This is a genomic window from Pseudomonas sp. LBUM1673 (assembly GCF_059695645.1).
Genome location: NZ_CP166780.1, coordinates 2,204,589 through 2,223,724 on the forward strand (window position 1 = coordinate 2,204,589; position 19,136 = coordinate 2,223,724).

At 61.7% G+C, this 19,136-nt stretch carries 5 protein-coding genes (1 of these 5 only partly in view); 3 read left to right on the plus strand and 2 right to left on the minus strand.

Annotated features, from left to right (window positions below; genetic code table 11):
• The 3 genes from ACA044_RS09995 to ACA044_RS10005 all read left to right on the plus strand — a co-directional run.
• Positions 1 to 6,775, plus strand: the 3' portion of a protein-coding gene (locus ACA044_RS09995; protein ID WP_497446205.1) for a non-ribosomal peptide synthase/polyketide synthase. 6,755 nt of this gene lie to the left of the window's left edge; 6,775 of the gene's 13,530 nt are visible here — the last part of the coding sequence; the start codon falls outside the window, past its left edge; the stop codon is at positions 6,773 to 6,775.
• Entirely contained in the window at positions 6,772 to 10,002 is a 3,231-nt protein-coding gene (locus tag ACA044_RS10000; protein ID WP_497446206.1) for a non-ribosomal peptide synthetase, read from the plus strand. The genes ACA044_RS09995 and ACA044_RS10000 overlap by 4 nt, the downstream gene beginning before the upstream one ends.
• A 343-nt stretch (positions 10,003 to 10,345) precedes the next feature.
• Positions 10,346 to 12,832, plus strand: coding sequence for a TonB-dependent siderophore receptor (locus tag ACA044_RS10005; protein WP_497446207.1), 2,487 nt, complete (start codon positions 10,346 to 10,348; stop codon positions 12,830 to 12,832).
• 442 nt (positions 12,833 to 13,274) lie between these two features.
• On the opposite strand, the gene ACA044_RS10010 is transcribed toward ACA044_RS10005, so the two are convergent.
• Positions 13,275 to 17,420 (minus strand): amino acid adenylation domain-containing protein, encoded by a 4,146-nt coding sequence (locus ACA044_RS10010; protein ID WP_497446208.1) that lies wholly within the window; start codon positions 17,418 to 17,420, stop codon positions 13,275 to 13,277.
• A gap of 38 nt (positions 17,421 to 17,458) precedes the next feature.
• The gene (locus ACA044_RS10015; RefSeq protein ID WP_497446209.1) at positions 17,459 to 19,117 is read right to left on the minus strand and encodes a cyclic peptide export ABC transporter; all 1,659 of its coding nucleotides are present in this window, start codon (positions 19,115 to 19,117) and stop codon (positions 17,459 to 17,461) included.
• Positions 19,118 to 19,136 lie beyond the last annotated feature (19 nt).

Genomic DNA, 19,136 nt, shown 5'->3' on the forward strand with positions numbered 1-19,136 from the left:
GACCGCCGAGGTCGCCGATGCGGCGGCGCTCGAACAATTAGGCGAGCAGGCCCAGCGCAGCCTCGAACTGGCGAGCGGCAATCTGCTGCGCGCCGTGCTGGCGAACATGGCCGATGGCAGTCAGCGTCTGTTGCTGGTGATCCATCACCTGGTCGTCGACGGCGTGTCCTGGCGCATTCTGCTCGAAGACCTGCAACAGGCCTACCAGCAGTTGCAGGCCGGCGAGACGCTCAAATTGCAGGCCAAGACCAGCGCCACCCAGGCCTGGGCGCGACGCTTGCAACAACATGCCGACAGCACGGCGATGCAGGCTCAGCTGACGTTCTGGCAAGGGCAATTGCAGGACTCACGCAATGACTTGCCCTGCGATCGACCACAGGGCGAGTTGCACAACCGCCACGCCTTGCATGTGCAGACCCGCCTGGACAAAAAGCAGACCCGCCAACTGTTGCAAGAGGCGCCAGCGGCCTATCGCACGCAGGTCAACGATCTGTTGCTGACGGCGCTGGCGCGGGTGATCGCGGACTGGACGGGCGACGCATCGACCCTGATCCAGCTCGAGGGCCATGGCCGCGAGGCGCTGTTCGAAGAACTCGACCTGAGCCGCAGCGTGGGCTGGTTCACCAGTCTGTTCCCGGTCAGGCTGACCCCGGCGTCCACCCCGCAGGACTCGATCAAGACGATCAAAGAGCAACTGCGTGCGATCCCCGATAAGGGCCTGGGCTTTGGCGCGCTGCGCTATCTGGGCAATGACAGCACCCGGCAAGCGCTGCAAGCCTTGCCCGTGCCGCGCATTACCTTCAACTACCTGGGCCAGTTCGATGCCGGGTTCGGCGACGAGGCGGGCGCACTGTTCACCCCGGCCAGCGAATCGGCGGGCGCCGAACAAAGTCCGTTGGCGCCTCTGGACAATTGGCTGACCCTCAATGGTCGGGTGTATGGCGGCGAACTGAGTATCGGCTGGACGTTCAGCGGGCAGATGTTCGAACAATCGACTATCGCGCGATTGGCGGAGGCTTATGCCCGGGAACTGGGGATCTTGATCGAGCACTGCTGCCAGGCTCGGCATCAGGGGCTGACACCGTCGGACTTCCCGCTGGCCGGGTTGACGCAACTCCAGCTCGATGCGTTGCCCGTGACGCCATGTCAGGTCGAAGACATCTACCCGCTGTCACCGATGCAGCAAGGCATGCTGTTCCACACCCTCTATGAGCAGCAGGCCGGCGATTACATCAATCAGCTGTGCGTGGACGTCGAAGGTTTGCAGGTCGAGCGCTTCCGCGACGCCTGGCAAGCGGCGCTGGATGCGCACGATGTGCTGCGCAGCAGTTTTGTCTGGGACGGTGAATTCAAGCGTCCACTGCAAGTGGTCCACAAACACTTGCGCGTTCCGTTCACCTTCCATGACTGGCGCGGGCAGAGCGATCTGCCCCAGGCGCTCGAAGCCCTCACGGTCGGGCAGCGGCAACAGGGTTTCGAACTCGATACCGCGCCGTTGCTGCGCCTGGTGGTGGTGCGCGTCGCCGACGACCGCTATCACCTGATCTATACCAGCCACCACATCCTGATGGACGGCTGGAGTAACTCGCAGTTGCTGGGCGAAGTGTTGCAGCACTACAGCGGGCAGGCACCGGCCCGCCAGCCTGGTCGCTTCCGCGATTACATCGACTGGTTGTCCGTTCAGGACACCCAGGCCAATGAGCAATTCTGGATCGCTCAATTGGCTGAACTGGATGAGCCGACTTACCTGGCGGGCGCGTTTACCCGGGACAGCGACGACAGCGAAACCCAGGGGCATGGCGAACATGAACGCGTGCTCGACGAGGCCTGCACCCGGCGCCTCAATGCCTTTGCCCGTGAGCAGAAAGTCACGGTCAACACCGTGCTGCAAGCGGCCTGGCTGTTGCTGTTGCAGCGCTGCACCGGGCAGCAGACGGTGGCTTTCGGCGCTACCGTGGCCGGACGTCCGGCGCAGTTGGCCGGGGTGGAACAGCAGATCGGTCTGTTCATCAACACCCTGCCGGTGATCGGCAGTCCGCGTCCCGAGCAGTCGGTGGGGCAGTGGTTGCAAGCGGTGCAGGCGCAGAACCTGGGCCTGCGTGAACACGAACACACGCCGTTGTTCGACATCCAGCGCTGGGCCGGGCAGGGCGGTGAGTCGTTGTTCGATTCCATCCTGGTGTTCGAAAACTACCCGATCTCTCAGGCGTTGCAGCAAGGCGCGCCGCAGACGCTGCGTTTCGGCGCGGTGGCCAATCACGAGCAGACCAACTACCCATTGACCCTGGCCGTGAACCTGGGTGAAACCCTGTCGTTATTGTTGAGCTACAGCTGCGCCAGTTTTGCGCACCGGCAAATCGAGCTCATCGGCGCGCACCTGCAACAACTGTTGGAGCAGATGATGTTGGCCGGGGATCAGTGCCTGGGTCAGCTACAACTGTTGAGTGCCGAGCAACTGCAGCAACAGTCGGGCTGGAACGCCACCGCCATCGATTACCCGTTGAACCGCAGCGTGCATGCGCTGATTGAAGAGCAGGCAGGCAGAACCCCGAATGCCTGCGCCCTGGTGTTTGGTGAGCAACGCTTGAGTTACGCCGAACTCAACGCCCGGGCCAACCAACTGGCTCACGCATTGATCGAGCTGGGCGTCGGCCCGGATGTGCTGGTGGGCATCGCGGTCGAGCGTTCGGTGGACATGGTCCTGGGCCTGTTGGCCATTCTCAAGGCCGGTGGTGCCTATGTGCCGCTGGACCCGGAATACCCACAGGAACGTCTGGCCTACATGTTTGAAGACAGTGGCATCCAGTTGCTGCTGACCCAGGGCCATTTGCTGGCGCAATTGCCGATCCCGGACGGCATTCGCAGCTTGGTGCTGGATCAGGATGGCGACTGGCTGGAAGGGCGCAGCGATGCCAACCCAAGCCTGGAACTCGACGGCGAAAACCTTGCGTACGTGATCTACACCTCGGGCTCCACCGGTAAGCCCAAAGGCGCGGCCAACCGTCATTCGGCGCTGGTCAATCGCCTGTGCTGGATGCAACAGGCTTATCACCTCGATGCCACGGACACCGTGCTGCAAAAGACCCCGTTCAGCTTCGATGTGTCGGTGTGGGAATTCTTCTGGCCGTTGCTGACCGGCGCGAAACTGGTGGTCGCGGCACCCGGGGCGCACCGCGACCCGGCACAGTTGATCGAGCTGATTACCGCGCAACAGATCACCACGCTGCACTTCGTGCCGTCGATGTTGCAGGTGTTCCTGCAGGATCCGGCGGTGGGCGACTGCCGCAGCCTGAAGCGGATCGTTTGCAGCGGTGAAGCCCTGCAAGTGGATGCGCAGCAACAGGTGTTTGCCAGGTTGCCGAACGCCGGGTTGTACAACTTGTACGGTCCGACCGAAGCGGCCATCGATGTCACCCATTGGACCTGTATCGACGAAGGCCATGACGTGGTGCCGATCGGTCAGCCGATTGCCAATCTGGGCACGTACATCCTCGACGCTAACCTGGTGCCGCTGCCGGTGGGGGTGACCGGTGAGCTGTATCTGGGCGGTGAAGGCCTGGCCCGTGGTTATCACCGTCGCCCTTCGCTCACGGCAGAGCGATTCGTGACCAGCCCGTTCGGTGATGGGCAGCGCCTGTACCGCACTGGCGACCTGGCCCGCTACCGCGCCGACGGGGTGATCGAGTACGCCGGACGCATTGACCATCAGGTGAAAATTCGCGGTTTGCGTATCGAACTGGGCGAGATCGAAGCGCGCCTGGCCGAACACGACGAGGTCCGCGAAACCGTGGTGATCGCCCAGGACGGCGCGCTGTTGGTGGCTTATGTGGTGCCACAGCGTCAGGTTCTGTTGAGCGCCGACGAGGCTGCTTGCAACGAACTGCACCAGGCGTTGAAGGTACACCTGAGCCAAAGCCTGCCGGAGTACATGGTGCCGCAGCATTGGGTACTGCTCGAGCGCATGCCGGTGAGTCCGAACGGTAAGCTGGAGCGCAAGGCGCTGCCGGCCTTCGATGCTCGTCAGCCACAGCTCGGCTTCGTGGTCCCGGAGGGGGAACTGGAGCAGCAGATTGCCGCGGTCTGGCAAGAAGTGTTGGAGCTGGAGCAGGTCGGTCGCAACGATCACTTCTTCGAGCGTGGCGGTCATTCGTTGCTGGCGACCCAGGCAGTTTCGCGCTTGCGCAAACTTTCGGCGCATCCGCTGAGCCTGCGTGACCTGTTTAGCCATCCACGGCTCAAGGATCTGGCGGCCTGGATGCGCCAGCAGCAGGACGCGCCAACGACAGGGGCAGGCGCTGGTTCCGTGGCGCTCAAGGCCCATGGCACCAGGCACAGCGCACCGTTGTCGTTGGTGCAACGCCGCTTGTGGATCGCCGAACAACTGTCCGGCGGCTCCTCCGCTTATGGCATGCCGATGGCCCTGCGCCTGCGCGGCGAGCTGTCGGTCGAGCGACTGTTGAACAGCTTTGCCGAAGTGGTGCGCCGCCACGAAGTGTTGCGCACCGCCTATACCCAGGACGACGAGGGCGACCCGATTGCACTGATCGCCGAACAGGTCGAGCTGGAATTCCCGGTGATCGACTTGTCCGGTCTGTCGCGCAGTGCTCAGGAAGAGCAAGTGGCGCAAGCGGCGCTGGATAACGCCCGCACACCGATCGACCTGGAACAGGCGCCGTTGTTGCGTGGGCGGATCCTGCACCTGGGGCCGACCGAGCATGTGTTGCTGTACGCCATGCACCACATCATTTCCGACGGTTGGTCGATGGGGGTTTTGATTAACGAACTGGTGCAGATTTATGACCGTGCCCAGGACGGCGACCTGACGCCACTGCCGGCGCTGGAGGTGCAATATTCCGACTTCGCGTTGTGGCAGCAGGCGCTCGAGCAGCAAGGTGTTCTGGGGCAACAGGCCGAGTACTGGAAAGACCGGCTCGTCGGTTACAGCGGGCAGCTGATGTTGCCACTGGATAACCCGCGCGGCCTGACGCCGTCCTATGAGGGTGACGCGGTGCAGTTCCGGCTCACCAGCGGTTTGACGGGCGCACTGCGCAAGCTGTCGATGGACGCGGGTGTCACGTTGTACAGCACGCTGCTGGCATCGTTCCAGGTGCTGCTGCACCAGGTCAGTGGTGGCGCCGATGTGCTGGTCGGCGCTGACGTCGCCGGACGCGAACAGCCAGAGCTTGAGCGGCTGATCGGTTTCTTCGTCAACGTTCTGCCGCTGCGTTCGCGGTTCGAGGCCGGTACCGCGTTCTCGAACTTCCTCGCGCAGACCCAGGAAACCCTGCTCAGCGCCCTGGAGCATCAGGACCTGCCGTTCGACATGATCGTCGATGCCTCGGGCGTACCGCGACACAAGGGCATGAACCCGTTGGTGCAGGTGTTGTTCGTGATGAACAACCTGCCGGGACGCGTCCAGGCCATGGGCGGTTTGAGCGTGGAAGCGCTGCCGGCGCTCGAGACCCATTCTAAATTCGACATGGCGTTGTTCGTTGACGATGAAGAAGGGCAATTGCTGGCTACTTGGCAGTTCGCCACAACCTTGTTCGGACACGAGCGCATTCAGTACCTGGTCAAGGCCTGGATAGCCCTGTTGGAACAGATCGTCGCTGATCAGGACATTCAATTGGGAGCTATCAGCATGCCAGTCGACAACCGCGCGGTGGCCGCCATGCCCGCCACCGCCCCGGGACCCAAGGCCGACAAACTCGGCAAGTTCCTCAAGCGTTCCCAGGCTCCGGTCGCCAAGGTCCGGTCTCTGCCTGTGCGTGAATCCCTGCTGGTTGCACCGCAGCGGTTTCCGTTGCTGCTGGAGCCGAACGAACCGCACCTGGACGTGATCGAGTGGATCAACCACAACCGGCCACTGATCGAACAGAAACTGGCCGAGCACGCCGGCATTCTGTTCCGCGGCTTCGCACTGGACGGTATTCAGGGCTTTGAAGCCTTTGCCGAAGCGATCCAGCCGGGGCTCTATGGCCAGTACGGCGACCTGCCGAAGAAGGAGGGCGGCAAGAACACCTACCGCTCCACGCCGTACCCGGAACGCAAGATGATTTTGTTCCACAACGAGAGTTCTCATCAGGACCGCTGGCCGCGCAAGCAGATGTTCTATTGCGAGCAGGCGGCGCCCGTGGGCGGTGCGACACCGGTGGTCGATTGCCGGTTGATGTACGAAAAACTGCCGGCGGATCTGCGTGAAAAGTTCGAAAACAAGGGCTTGCTCTATGTGCGTACGTTCACCGACAAGCTCGACGTGTCCTGGCAGCATTTCTTCAAGACCGAGGATCGCGCCGAGGTCGAGGCGCGTTGCCGGGCCGGTGGCATCGAATGGCGCTGGCTCGACAATGATGAGTTGCAGACCCGTACTCCGGGGCCGGCGATCATCAGCCACCCGATCACCGGGGCCAAGTCGTTCTTCAATCAGGTGCAGCTGCACCACATCTATTGGCTGGAGCCGGATGTGCGTGAAGACCTGCTGTCGATGTTCGGCCTGGAACGCATGCCGCGTCATGTCTATTACGGTGATGGCTCGCCGATCGAAGACGAGGTGATGCAGCGCATCGGTGAGTTGTACGAGGAATGTGCGGTGCGTTTCGACTGGCAAAAAGGCGATGCAATCCTGCTGGACAACATGCTCGTGGCTCACGCCCGTGACCCGTTCGAAGGCCCGCGCAAAATCGTCGTGGCCATGGGCGACATGTTCGACCGCAGCGCCCTGGAAAGTGCACAGACCGCCCAAGGCACCATGAGCACCGAGGAAACCGGAGCATGAACGAAGTATCGATGGACGCGCAGGACCTGGGTTACGCCTTGACTCCCGAGCAGCAAGGGTTGCTCGATCAGTTACCCCAGGCCCCGGCCTGCAGTGATGCGCTGCATTGGCTGGAAGTAAAAATGACCGGTGCGCTTGACCCGCAACGCCTGCAAGCGGCGCTGGATGCGCTGTTGGCGCAGCAACCCATGCTGGTGCCGCGCCTGGCCAAGGCGCCGGGCTTCCATGGTCTGCGCCAGTTCGTCGGGGGCGCCGGGCGCTTCCCGCTGACGGTGCAGACACGCCTGGAAACGGCGGCCGAAATCCAGGCTCAAGTCGCCGAATGGGCGGCACGATCGTTTGTCGTCGGTGAGTCGGAGAACGCTCAGGCGATGCTCTATCGCCTGGCGGACAATCACTGGACACTGGTGCTCGGCGTTGCCCGGCACTGCGTCGATGAAAGCGGCTTGCGGCTGATTTATCAGCAACTGTTGCGGGCGTATGAGCAGGGTCTGGCCGAGGCCGATGACGAGACCGGGGAGTTCACCCAGTACCTGGAATGGCGCAGCGAAGTGGTGCTCGACGAGGATGCGGCCAGTGCCCGGACCTACTGGCAGCAGCATTTGCAAGGCGCGGATGTCGACCTGTCCAGCCCATGGTTGGGCTACCGCGCTGCAACCGCCCAGACGTCGTCCGCGACAGCGCTATTGACGACCACGCTTGAGCCCACGCTGGGCACCGCGCTGCAGCAGTTGGCAGGCTCGCTGGCGCAACCGCTGGGCGTCGTGATGCAAGCCGCCTGGTGGCTGCTGTTGGCGCGTCTGGGGGGAAATGAACAGCTGCTGGTCGGGGTGCGGCACGACAGTCGCGACGACTACGAGTATTTCGCCGATGCCGTGGGCGTGTTCGAGAAAACCCTGCCGCTGCATGTGTCGCTGGCGGCGAGTACCTCGTTCAGCGCCTGGGTCAGTGAGCTGGCGGCGCGCCTGGATGAGCACCGCACCTGGCAGGAGTACTGGTCGCCGGAACTCGCACCCGCAGCGGCCAGACCGGCTTACGGTTTCGCGATCTGGCGTGCACCGCAGCCCCAGACTTCAAGCACGCTGCAGTGGACACCCGTGCAGCGTCCCATCGCTCGGGACGCTCAATTTGAATTGATGCTACAGCTCGAACAGGGCGAGTCGGGCCATCTGCATCTTCATTACGCCGCGCAGTGCTACTCGACTCAAGCGGTCGAAGGGCTGATGACGCAATTCAGCGTATTGCTGGCGAACATCGTGGCTAATCCTCAGGCCGAGCCGGGTCAGTTGGCATTACTGGGGGCCGCCGAGCAACAACGCTTGCTGGCAATCAACCCGCCACCCCGGCCGCTGGTGGATGGCCGATACCTGCCACAGCGCATTGCCGATCGGGCTCATGCCACACCGGACACCGTCGCGCTGACCGACGCGCAGCAACACCTGAGTTACGGGCAATTGCAGGCCAATGTCGAGGTATTGGCCAAGGCCTTGAAAGCCAGGGGCCTGGCCCGTGGTTCGATCGTCGCGTTGGCGTTGCCGCGCTCGGCCGATCTGGTGGTGGTGATGCTGGCGGCCTGGCGTGTCGGTGCGGCGTATCTGCCGCTGGACCCGCAATGGCCGGTGGCGCGTCAGGTGTTGATGCTGGAGCAGGCCGGGGCCGCTTTGCTGCTGGTGGATGCCGCGCAAATTGATCAGTGGCACGGTCATTCGCTGAGCGTCTGCACGCTGAGTCAATTGCGCCAATCGGCGGACCTGTCGGCACCGGCCATCGAATTCGATACCCAGGGCAGCGATGCGGCCTATGTGCTGTTCACCTCAGGCTCCACCGGTGTGCCCAAAGGCGTGGTGATCGAGCATCGACAATTGCTTAATTACACGGCCCATGCCAGTCAGGCCCTGGGGCTGGATCAGTGCCAACACGTTGGCTTCACGTCTACCGTGGTGGCGGACCTGGGTAACACCGCATTGTTTGGCGCCTTGTTCAACGGTACGACGCTGCATGTGGCCAGCGACGAACAGATGCAGGACGGCCGGTTGTTCGCCGACTACCTGAAACAACAGGCTATCGATTGCCTGAAGATCGTTCCGTCGCACCTTGCCGCGCTGCTCGACAGCGACAGCTCGCAACTGCCGTCTACGCTGATTCTCGGCGGCGAACCGATCGCCCCTGCGCTGCTCGAGCGTATCGCTCGGTTACGCAGCGATTGCCGGGTGTTCAATCACTACGGCCCGACGGAGGCGACGGTGGGTGTGCTGGTCCATCCGTTGTTGCTGGACGGTGGAATTCAAGAGACTGCCGCCCTTAGCCAGGTGTTGGGTAACAATCAGGTGTATGTGCTTGACGATCGCCTGCAACTGGCCCCGGTCGGGGTGTTGGGCGAACTGTACCTGGGCGGCGCGCAATTATGCCGTGGTTACATCAATGCCGAGGTCGATGCGCAGGTGTTCATTCAGAGCCCGTTCAATCGTCAGGAGCGTCTGTATCGCACCGGAGATCTGGCGCGCTATCGTCCAGATTTGGCGATTCAGCTACACGGTCGGCTCGATCAGCAAATCAAGGTACGTGGGTTCCGAATCGAACTGGCGGAGATCGAGGCCCAATTGCTGAGCCTGCCTCAGGTCGCTGAAGCACTGGTGTTGCCAGGGGCGACGGCTGAGCAGGGGATGCAGGCCTTCGTCGTGCCTCATCAGCCACCGTCGCCGGCCTTGCTTGAGACGGTTCGCAGCGAACTGGCCCAGCGTTTGCCCGCCGTGATGCTGCCGCAGCACGTGCAGTTCATCGAGCGTTTTCCACGGCTGGCCAATGGCAAGATCGACCGCAAGGCGTTACAGCAACTCAGCGCAAGCCTGGCTGGTGATGAAGGTCTGGCGCCACGGGATGCGCTGGAGCAATTGCTCGCGGCACGCATGGCGCAGCTGCTGGGCGTTGAGCGCCTGGGCATTGATCGGGATTTCTTCGCCGCCGGTGGCCATTCGTTGTTGGTGATCAAACTGGTGGCCGGCATTCGTAAGTTGTTGCAGTGCGAAATCCATCCCGGCGTGGTGTTTGATCATCCGACCGTGGCTGGTTTGGCATTGGCATTGCGATCTCGGGAAAGCAGCCCCGGTCAACTGGAGAAACTGGCCCAGGTGCGGTTGCGTCTGGACAGCATGAGCCCGGAAGAAAAAGCCTTGTTGACGGAAAAAGCCCGGCAACTGCAAAACGCCAAGGCTGCACAGAACAGCTGAGAACCCCGGAAATAAAAGGCCGACGCCCAACGCGCCGGCTTTTTTTTAAATGTGTCGTTAATGATAAATAAACTCATTCCGGTTTCTGCGCGGTGCTACGTCTTACTAAGGTATGCAGACAATTCGGGTCGGGCAGGGTAGCCCCAGGGTTCGGGTTTGTAGGGCAGAACACGATTTTGCCGTTGTCCAGACAGATGACCTGTGCCCGGGGAGGGGCCGGGTCGACCGCCCGCTGACGTGCTGCCCCTGAGGTGGTCGACAGCGCGGTTTACGTGTCCAGGCAGCGTCGGGCACTTGGTGGCCCATCGGTCTTATCCACTTCTAACGAATAATAGAGAGCACGATGTCAGCAATTCATGAGTTGAAACCTCTGTTCAAGGCTTTGGTCATTTCCCGTACGCTTCGTTCGCGTCACTCGCTGGCCGGTCTGGGCATGGTCTGTCTGATGCCGTTCAGCGCGCAGGTCTGCGCCGAAGAGATTGCCGTCAACATTGCCGCGCAGCCCTTGCCCCAGGCGTTGCAAGCGTTTGGCGAGCAAACCAACCGGCAGGTGATCTACAACGCCGCCGACATGGCCGGCCTGCGCAGCAACCGCGTCAGCGGCAAACTGAGTGCCGAAGCGGCCATTGCCGAACTGCTCAAGGGCACCGGAGTGCGTTACAGCTTTGAAGGCAACACGCTGATGCTGGTGCGCGGCAGTTCGACCCAAGGGCTGGAACTGGGTGCCACCACCATCAATGGGCAACAGATGGAGGCAACCACTGAAGGTTCCAATTCCTACACGTCCAATGCCGTGACCATCGGTAAGGGCACCCACACCCTCAAGGAAATTCCGCAGTCGATCACCGTGATGACGCGTAAGCAGATGGATGACCAGAACCTGGTCGATCTCAAGGACGCCGTCAACCAGACCACCGGCATAGTCGGCCTGCAGGGCGTCGGCGAAGGCATGATCCTGTCGTCGCGCGGTTTCCAGATCGACGACTGGCAGTACGACGGTGTGCCGATCCCGCGTAACACCTATTCGCTGGGCAACTGGGCGACCCAGGACCTGATTTTCTATGACCGCCTGGAAATCCTGCGCGGCGCCTCCGGTCTGCTGCAAGGCACTGGCAGCCCCGGTGGTGCCATCAACCTGGTGCGCAAGCGTGGCCAGAGCGCACCGACCGTGACCCTGACCGGCAAGGCCGGCTCTTGGGATCACTACGGTCTGCAAGTGGACGCCGGCGGCCCGCTGAACCAGGCCGGCAACATCCGCGGCCGCATCGTCGCCGACGAAGACCAGAGCAACTCGTTCATCGACCACGCGTGGAGCAAGACCCACTCGCTGTACGGCGCGCTGGACATTGACCTGAGCGAAGACACCACCCTGGGTTTCGCGGTCAGCCAATCCAACGGCGAATCGCGCGGCAACATCCGCGGCCTGCCACGCTACGCCGACGGGTCGATGCCGGACGTTTCGCGTTCGACCTACACCGGCTCGCGCTGGAACCGTTCCGAAATCGACGTCACCACCCTCTACGCCGATCTCGAGCACCGCTTCAACGACGATTGGGCCTTCAAGGTCGGCGCCGTGCACATGACCGAAGACAATCAGGCGAAAAACCAGCGAGTGCAAACTCCCGGTAACGGTCTCGCGGCTGATGGCAGTAGCGTGCAATATGGCGACTTCGTGACCGATTTCCAGTCCACGAAGGGCGGTATCGACATGAACCTGAGCGGCAAGTTCGAAGCCTTGTCGATGCAGCAGGAAGTCATTCTGGGCGGCAACTTCTCTCAGTTGGAGACGGATGATAAATACGCCCGTACCTTCAACAACAGCAGCACCGACACGATCTTCGACCTGAACAACGACCGACCGGACATCAGCTACGAGGGCCTGATCAACAGCCCGGGCGGGCGGGGCACCCTCAGCAAATACGATATCCGCCAGAAAGGCCTGTACGGCACCTGGCGCGTCAAGCCGGTCGACGATCTGACGCTGGTGCTGGGTTCCCGTGTCAGCTGGTACGACTACAGCTACAAGTCGAAAACCGAAACCGCAGCCAGCGGTATTACAACCAACGCTCCAAGCACCGGAAATGAAACCGGAGAGGTCACGCCCTACGCCGGTATCGTCTATGACCTGAGCCGTGAATGGGCCGTGTACGCCAGCTACACTGACGTGTTCCAGCCGCAAACCAACCGCGATACCGGCGGTAAGGTGCTCAAACCCATCGTCGGCACCAACTACGAAATCGGCCTCAAGGGTGAGCTGATGGACGGTCGGGTCAATACCTCCCTGGCCATCTTCCGTTACGACCAGGAAAACCGTGCCGTCAACGACATCGCCGGTGGTATGGAGTGTGATGGCTGGTACTGCTCGGTAGCCTCGGGGAAAGTTCGTAGCCAGGGTATCGACGCGGAAATCAGTGGTGAAGTGACGGACAACCTGCAGCTGTTCGCGGGCTACACCTACAACACCACAAAATACCTGGAAGACCTGACCAACGAAGGCAGCGTCTACAGTACCTGGACGCCGAAACACATGCTGCGCGTGTGGGGCAACTACCAGTTCACCGGCGACTGGAACCGTGTCAGCACCGGTCTGGGCTTCACCACCCAAAACCACACACTGGGTTACGAGGGTACCTATGAAATCCCGGGTTACACCGTGTGGGATGCTCGTGTCGCTTACCAGCTGACGCCGGAGATCGGTTTGGCGGTCAACGCCAACAACCTGTTCGACAAGACGTACATAACGTCCGCTTACAACCAGCTCAATGGCAACAACAACTTTGGTGATCCGCGCAACCTGATGTTCAGCGTGAAGTACACCCCGCAGTTCTGATTGCAAGCAACAAACCCTGAGCCCGGCCCGCCATTTGCGGGCCGGGCTTTTTATTTGCCTGCGATTTGGTGGCGGACATATAACCCCCTGTGGGAGCGAGCCTGCTCGCGATAGCGGTCTGGCAGGCGACATTGATGTTGAAGGTGATGGCCTCATCGCGGGCAAGCCCGCTCACACAGGGGGGTGTGTCGAGCCCAAGTAACCGGGGCAATCGTTCAAAAAATGTGGGAGCGAGCCTGCTCGCGATAGCAGTCTGGCAGGCGACATTGATGTTGAAGGTGATGGCCTCATCGCGAGCAGGCTCGCTCCCACAAGGGTTTTGCAGTGCCTGATTTTCCGAATGCGGCCCAGACCGAATGCAGGCTGCTACGGACCGCATGACGGCTTATCTGACTGGCAACCCGCCGCAGCCTGCCGGCGGGTTGTGATGGGGCGGGGGAGATCAGTGAGGGGCGGTGGTGGACAGGAAGGCTTCGATCAGTGAGTCGATCAGTGCGTCATCAAAGATCATGCTGCGGTGCAACAGCGGTGAGCGCACCGAGCATTTCAGCTCACCCGACGGGCTGTAACGCCGGATCAATGCCTCGCAGAACGCCAGTTCTTGCGTGGTTTTTTCCGGCACGGCCCACCAGCAACTGGGCCGGACCTGCACAGGTTTGAAGGTAAAGGCCTTGAAGGCCTCCAGCAGACGGTCATGCACAGAGAACGCCTGGGCATTCATGACTTCGTTCTTGACGCTTTGCACGATCGACAACAAGTCGCCTTGGCCCGGTTCGACCAGGCTTGCTGCCCAGTCATAGAATTGCTTGACCGAGCTGTGTGGCGAGTCTTTCAAATATGCCGCCGTACGGTCTGTCAGGGTCGGGAACAGCAGATCGAAATAGTGAATGGCATCGAGGATTTCTTCCGAGGCCTCGCTGCTCTGTTCGCTACTTGGCAAGCGTCGATAACGGGGCAAATCCTCGGGGTACAGGTGGTCCGGGATGGTGCTGTCCACCAGGCCGAGAAAGGCCACCTGATGACCCAGGCCTTCCAGTGTGGTGGCGATATCCAGCGCTATCGCGCCCCCCAACGACCAGCCCATCAAGTGGTAGGGGCCTTGAGGTTGTGCCTTGACGATTGCTTGGCTGTAATCGGCCACCATCTCGTCCCAGCTTTGGCTGCCATCGCTGAAACCGCGATGCATGACGCCACAGACCGAAGCCTGGGCCTTGAGTTTCTTCGCCAGCGGCTGGTAACAGAACACGATTCCGCCGCTGGGGTGCAGGCAGAACAGGGTCGGTGCGCTGGCTGGGGCCGCATTCAACCCGACCACGCACTGAGTCTGTTCCCGATGCTTGCGCGAAATAAACGCCGCCAGTTCGCCGATGCTCGGATGGGCCAGTAACTCTTGCAGGCGCAGTTCGATGTTCAGACGTGTCTTGAGGGTGGAGATGAACTGAATGGCCAGAATCGAATGCCCACCCAATTCAAAGAAGTTGTCGGTCACACCCACGCGCTCGATGCCCAGCGATTGCTGCCAGAGCTGGGCGAGTGCCTCTTCCAGTGGGTTGCCCGGCGCAACGTAGGCTTGCTGCCACAGACTGACATCCGGCTCGGGCAGGGCTTTGCGGTCGAGCTTGCCGTTGGCGTTGAGCGGGAAGTGATCGATAAACAGCAGATGGCTGGGCACCATGTAGTCCGGCAACTGCGCCTTGAGGTCGCTCAGTAGCTGTTCGCGCAGCTCGGTGCTGGCCGGTTCGCTGGCGATCACATAACCGACCAGTTGCAGGCCGCTTGGGCCCTCGTGGGTCAGGACCACACAATCCTGCACGGCTGGCAGGCTCTGCAGGCGTGCCTGGATTTCCCCCAGTTCGATACGGAAACCACGAATTTTTACCTGATGGTCGATGCGTCCGACGTACTCGATGCTGCCATCGACGCCGTAGCGCGCCAGATCGCCGGTGCGATACAGGCGCCCGCCGGGTAGCGGGTCGAACGGATCGGGAACGAAGCGGGTGGCGGTCAGGTCGGTGCGTTTCAGATACCCACGCGCCAGGCCGGCGCGGCCGATATACAACTCACCGATGCAACCTTTGGGCACCGGGTTCAGATGAGGGTCGAGCAGGTACCACGACAGGTCGACAATCGGCTCGCCGAGGGGGCTGGCCGCGTCCGAGTTCAGATCGTTCAGTGACAAGGGCCGGTAGGTCACGTGCACGGTGGTTTCGGTGATGCCATACATGTTGATTAACTGCGGCGCGCGATCGCCGAAGCGTTCGAACCATGGACGCAGGCTTTGCACATCAATCGCTTCGCCGCCAAAAATCACATAACGCAGGTGTTGTGTCAGCGACTGCCCGGGTTCGCAGGCGACCTGCATCAGCTGTTTGAAAGCCGACGGCGTCTGGTTGAGCACGCTGACGTGTTCCTGGCAAAGCAGTGCGTAGACGTCCTGTGGCGAACGGCTGACCGCGTGCGGCACGATCACCAGCCGGCCGCCGTGCAACAGGGCGCCGAAAATTTCCCACACGGAGAAGTCGAATGCATACGAGTGAAACAGGCTCCAGACATCGTCCTGGTTGAAGTTGAACCAGTTCGCGGTCGCCTGAAACAGCCGCATCACGTTGTGGTGCGGCAACAGCGCGCCTTTGGGCTTGCCGGTAGAGCCCGAGGTGTAAATCACATACGCCAGGTTGTCCGAGTGCACCGCCACCTCGGGATTGTGCTCATCCTGCGGGTTGCTGGACGACGGCTGGTCGAGTAACAGGCATTGAACCTCGGCCGGCAGCGGCAACTGTTCGCGCAGATGCGTCTGCGTCAGCACCCGTGCGATACCGCTGTCCGCGATCATGTAGGCCAGGCGTTCAGCCGGGTAGGCCGGGTCCAGCGGCACGTAGGCGCCCCCGGCCTTGAGGATCGCCAACACGCCGATGATCATGTCTGGCGTACGCTCGACGGCGATGCCCACCAACACATCCGGGCCGACACCCTCGCTGATCAGCCGATGGGCTAGCCGATTGGCCTGGCGATTGAGCTCGGCGTAACTCATGTGCTGCTCGCCAAAACTCAGGGCGATGGCCTCACCGGCCTTGCTGGCATGGGCTTCGATCAAGTGATGCAGGCAGTGTTCGCGAGGGAGGCGGGTGGGCTGGCGATTCCAGTCGGCCAGGGTTTGTTGACGTTCGTCCGGGGCCAGCAGTTGCAGTTCGCCGAGGGCGCGCTCAGGGGCTTCGATGAGGCTCTGCAACAGGTTCTGCCAATGCCCGGCCATGCGTTCGATGGTCGCCGGGCTGTAGAGGTCGCGGCTGTACTCGAAGGTGGCGACAAGGCCTTGATGCGAGTAGTCGATGTCCAGTGAGAGATCGAATTTGGCCTGGTTCTCCCCTGAATCGAGAAACTCCAGTGCCAGCCCACCCCAGTCCATGGCAGGTGGCTCGGCGGTGCCGGTGCGCCAGTTGAACAACACCTGGAACAATGGATTGGAAGTCTGGCCGCCCGGTCGTTGCAGTTGATCGAACATCAGCTCCAGCGGGTAATCGGCATGCTCGAGTGCCGCCAGGGATTGCCCGCGCAGGTCGTGCAAAAAATCCACGGCGTTGTGGGTGGAGTCGATTCGCGCCCGGTACACCTGACTGCCGACGAAAAAGCCCACCAGTTCCTGGCTCTCACCACGATTGCGGTTGGCGTTGGGCACGCCGACGGTGAAGTCGTGCTGGTTGCTGTAGCGGCCGAGCAGCAATTGCCAGGCGCCCAGGGCCAGCACAAACGGCGTCAGCCCCTGGCGCTGGCAGAAGGCGTTGAGCGCTTGGGACAGTGAGGTGGGAATACTCAATGACCGGCGCCCGGCGAGATGTTGTTGACCGGCTGCGCGGGCAAAATCCTGGGGCAGTTCGAGCACGGGCAGCTCGCTGCCCAGGTACTGGCGCCAGTATTCGCCGCTGCGGGCGCAGGCGGCACTGTCGAGGTATTCACCGCGTTGCCAGGTGGCATGGTCGGCGTATTGCATCGCCAGTGGCGGCAGTTGCGCGGTGTCGCCGAGGCGAGCCTGGCTGTAGGCGCGGGACAGGTCTTGCATGAGAATCGCATTGGACCAGGCATCGGAGACGATGTGGTGCATGTTCAGCAGCAACACATGCTCCCGGGTGTCGAGCTTGAGCAACGTGGCGCGGATCAGCGGCGCTCGACTCAGGTCGAACGGGCGCAGCGCCTGGTTCTGGATACGCTGCGTCAGCTCATCGGCGCGGGCCTGGCGGTCGAGCGCCGAGAGGTCTTGCTTGTGCAGGGTCAGACGGGCGTGACGCTCAACGACCTGGATCGGTACGCCGTCGATTTCCTTGAATGCGCTACGCAAAATGTCGTGTCGATCAATGACCCGATCAAGCGCCACTTCCAGCGCCCGGGTATCCAAATCGCCCGTCAGCCGCAAGGCGCGTGGCAGGTTGTAGGCCGAGCTGGTCGGGGCCAATTGCTGCTCCAGCCACAGTCGTTGCTGGGCAAACGACAGCGGGGCTCGATCCAGGCGGCTGCGGGGCGACAAGGCTTGTACATCGTCTGCGGCATCGGCCAGCAGCAGCGCCAGCAGATCATCATCAAGAAGTTCGTTCATGGGGTTCTCGCAAAAGGCGGCAATGCGTCGGGCCGGGCTCAGGCCGTGGCGGCCGGGGCTTTTTCACTGATGACCTGACCCGCTTCCATGCGCACCAGTTGGTCGGCGACATCGAAGTAACGGTCGTCGTGGGAAATGACGATGATGGTCTTGCCCAGATACTTCAGTTCCGGCAGCAGTTCGGTGTAGAAAATTCGCCGGAAGACCGGATCCTGATCGGCCGCCCACTCGTCGAACACCAGCACCGGGCGTTCCTCCAGCCAGGCGTTCAACAGCGCCAGGCGCTTGCGCTGGCCGGTGGACAGATCGGTGGTGCTGAATGCGCCATCGCGGATGCTGACTTTGTGGGCGATTTCCAGGCGTTCCAGGTAACGGTTGGCGTCTTCGGGAACCTGCTGGTCGCCTTGCACCAGTTCGTCGAACAGGTAGTAGTCGGCAAAAATCGTGGTGAACAACTGACGATAATCGTCCCGGCTGCTGGCCAGTACCGGCGCGCCGTTGAGGATGATTTCACCGCCCTGTGGCGCGTAGAGGCCCAGCAGCAACTTGATCAGCGTGGTCTTGCCGCCGCCGTTCTCGCCGACGATGAAGACGATGTCGCCCTGGGCGATGGAGAGGTTGACCGGCCCGAGGATGAAGGGCTTGCTGCCGTCCACCGGAGGGAACGCGTAATGCACGTCTCGCAGTTCCAGGTGTTCGACGACCGTTTTGGGGGTGTTCTTGTCACTGAGCAGCAAGTGCGGCTCGGGCGAGGAAAACTGTTCGGCAAGGTCGGCAATGCGCTTGAAGGCGATGTTGGCGCGGCTGACCACCGGCAGGGTGATGACCAGGTATTCCAGCGGGCCTTTCATGTACAGCAACACCAGCACGAAACCGCTGAGGACCGCTTTATCGGTGCCCAGCCAGAACGATTGCAGCGCCAGTGCCAGGCCGATGACCACGAAAAACAGCATCGAACCGAAGGTCTTGGCCACCACGAACGTGTTGATCGAGCTGATGTGGGTATTGCAGATGTAGTCGGCGGTGCCTTCGATGCGCTGGCTGAACATGCGCTGGCGACGCGGGCGATGGATGCGCAGTTCCTTGGCGCCGGCCGCAATCGCGCTGTAGTGTTTTTGCAGTTCGTCTTCAGCCTCGCGAGCGGCTTCGAAGCCCTTGATGCCCTTGGCCCGGGCCGCATATTGCACCACGGTGCCGATCACCAGCGCCACCAGCAACAGGGCAAACATCGGTAACGACAGATAAGCCAGGTAGCTCAGACAACCCAGGGTCACGGTGAAGGCGATGGCCAGCGGCGCAAAGGAGAAGGCGAAGCTGCTGACGGTGTCGACATCGTGGGTCAGGACCGGAATGAGCCGATGGCTGCGATACCGCTCGATCTGTTCGATCGGAGCCAACAGGACTTTCTCGCCCAGGGATTTACGCAGCCCGGCAATGATGCGCTGCCCGACATGATTGGTGCCGATATCCGACAGAATCGACGCCATCAGGGCCAGCACACACAGGCCGACAAACGTCACCAGCACACTGGCGGGTGGGCTGCCTTCGCCGTTCAGGGCGTCGTTGATGGTCGCAAGCAGAGCGGTAATGCTGAGTCCACCCAGCATGCCGAGCATGATCGACAGCACCACGACGACCCGGTAAGGCTTGAGCAGGCTGAGGACTTCACTGATGGCTCCGCGGGAATTCGAGGTCATGGGGGGTTCCGCTTCAAGT

Bases quoted from the DNA above. Each gene is read 5' to 3' on its own strand.
- ACA044_RS10000 (WP_497446206.1), top strand. From the start codon at position 6,772: ATGAACGAAGTATCGATGGACGCGCAGGACCTGGGTTACGCCTTGACT.
- ACA044_RS10005 (WP_497446207.1), top strand. From the start codon at position 10,346: ATGTCAGCAATTCATGAGTTGAAACCTCTGTTCAAGGCTTTGGTCATT.
- ACA044_RS10010 (WP_497446208.1), bottom strand. From the start codon at position 17,420: ATGAACGAACTTCTTGATGATGATCTGCTGGCGCTGCTGCTGGCCGAT.
- ACA044_RS10015 (WP_497446209.1), bottom strand. From the start codon at position 19,117: ATGACCTCGAATTCCCGCGGAGCCATCAGTGAAGTCCTCAGCCTGCTC.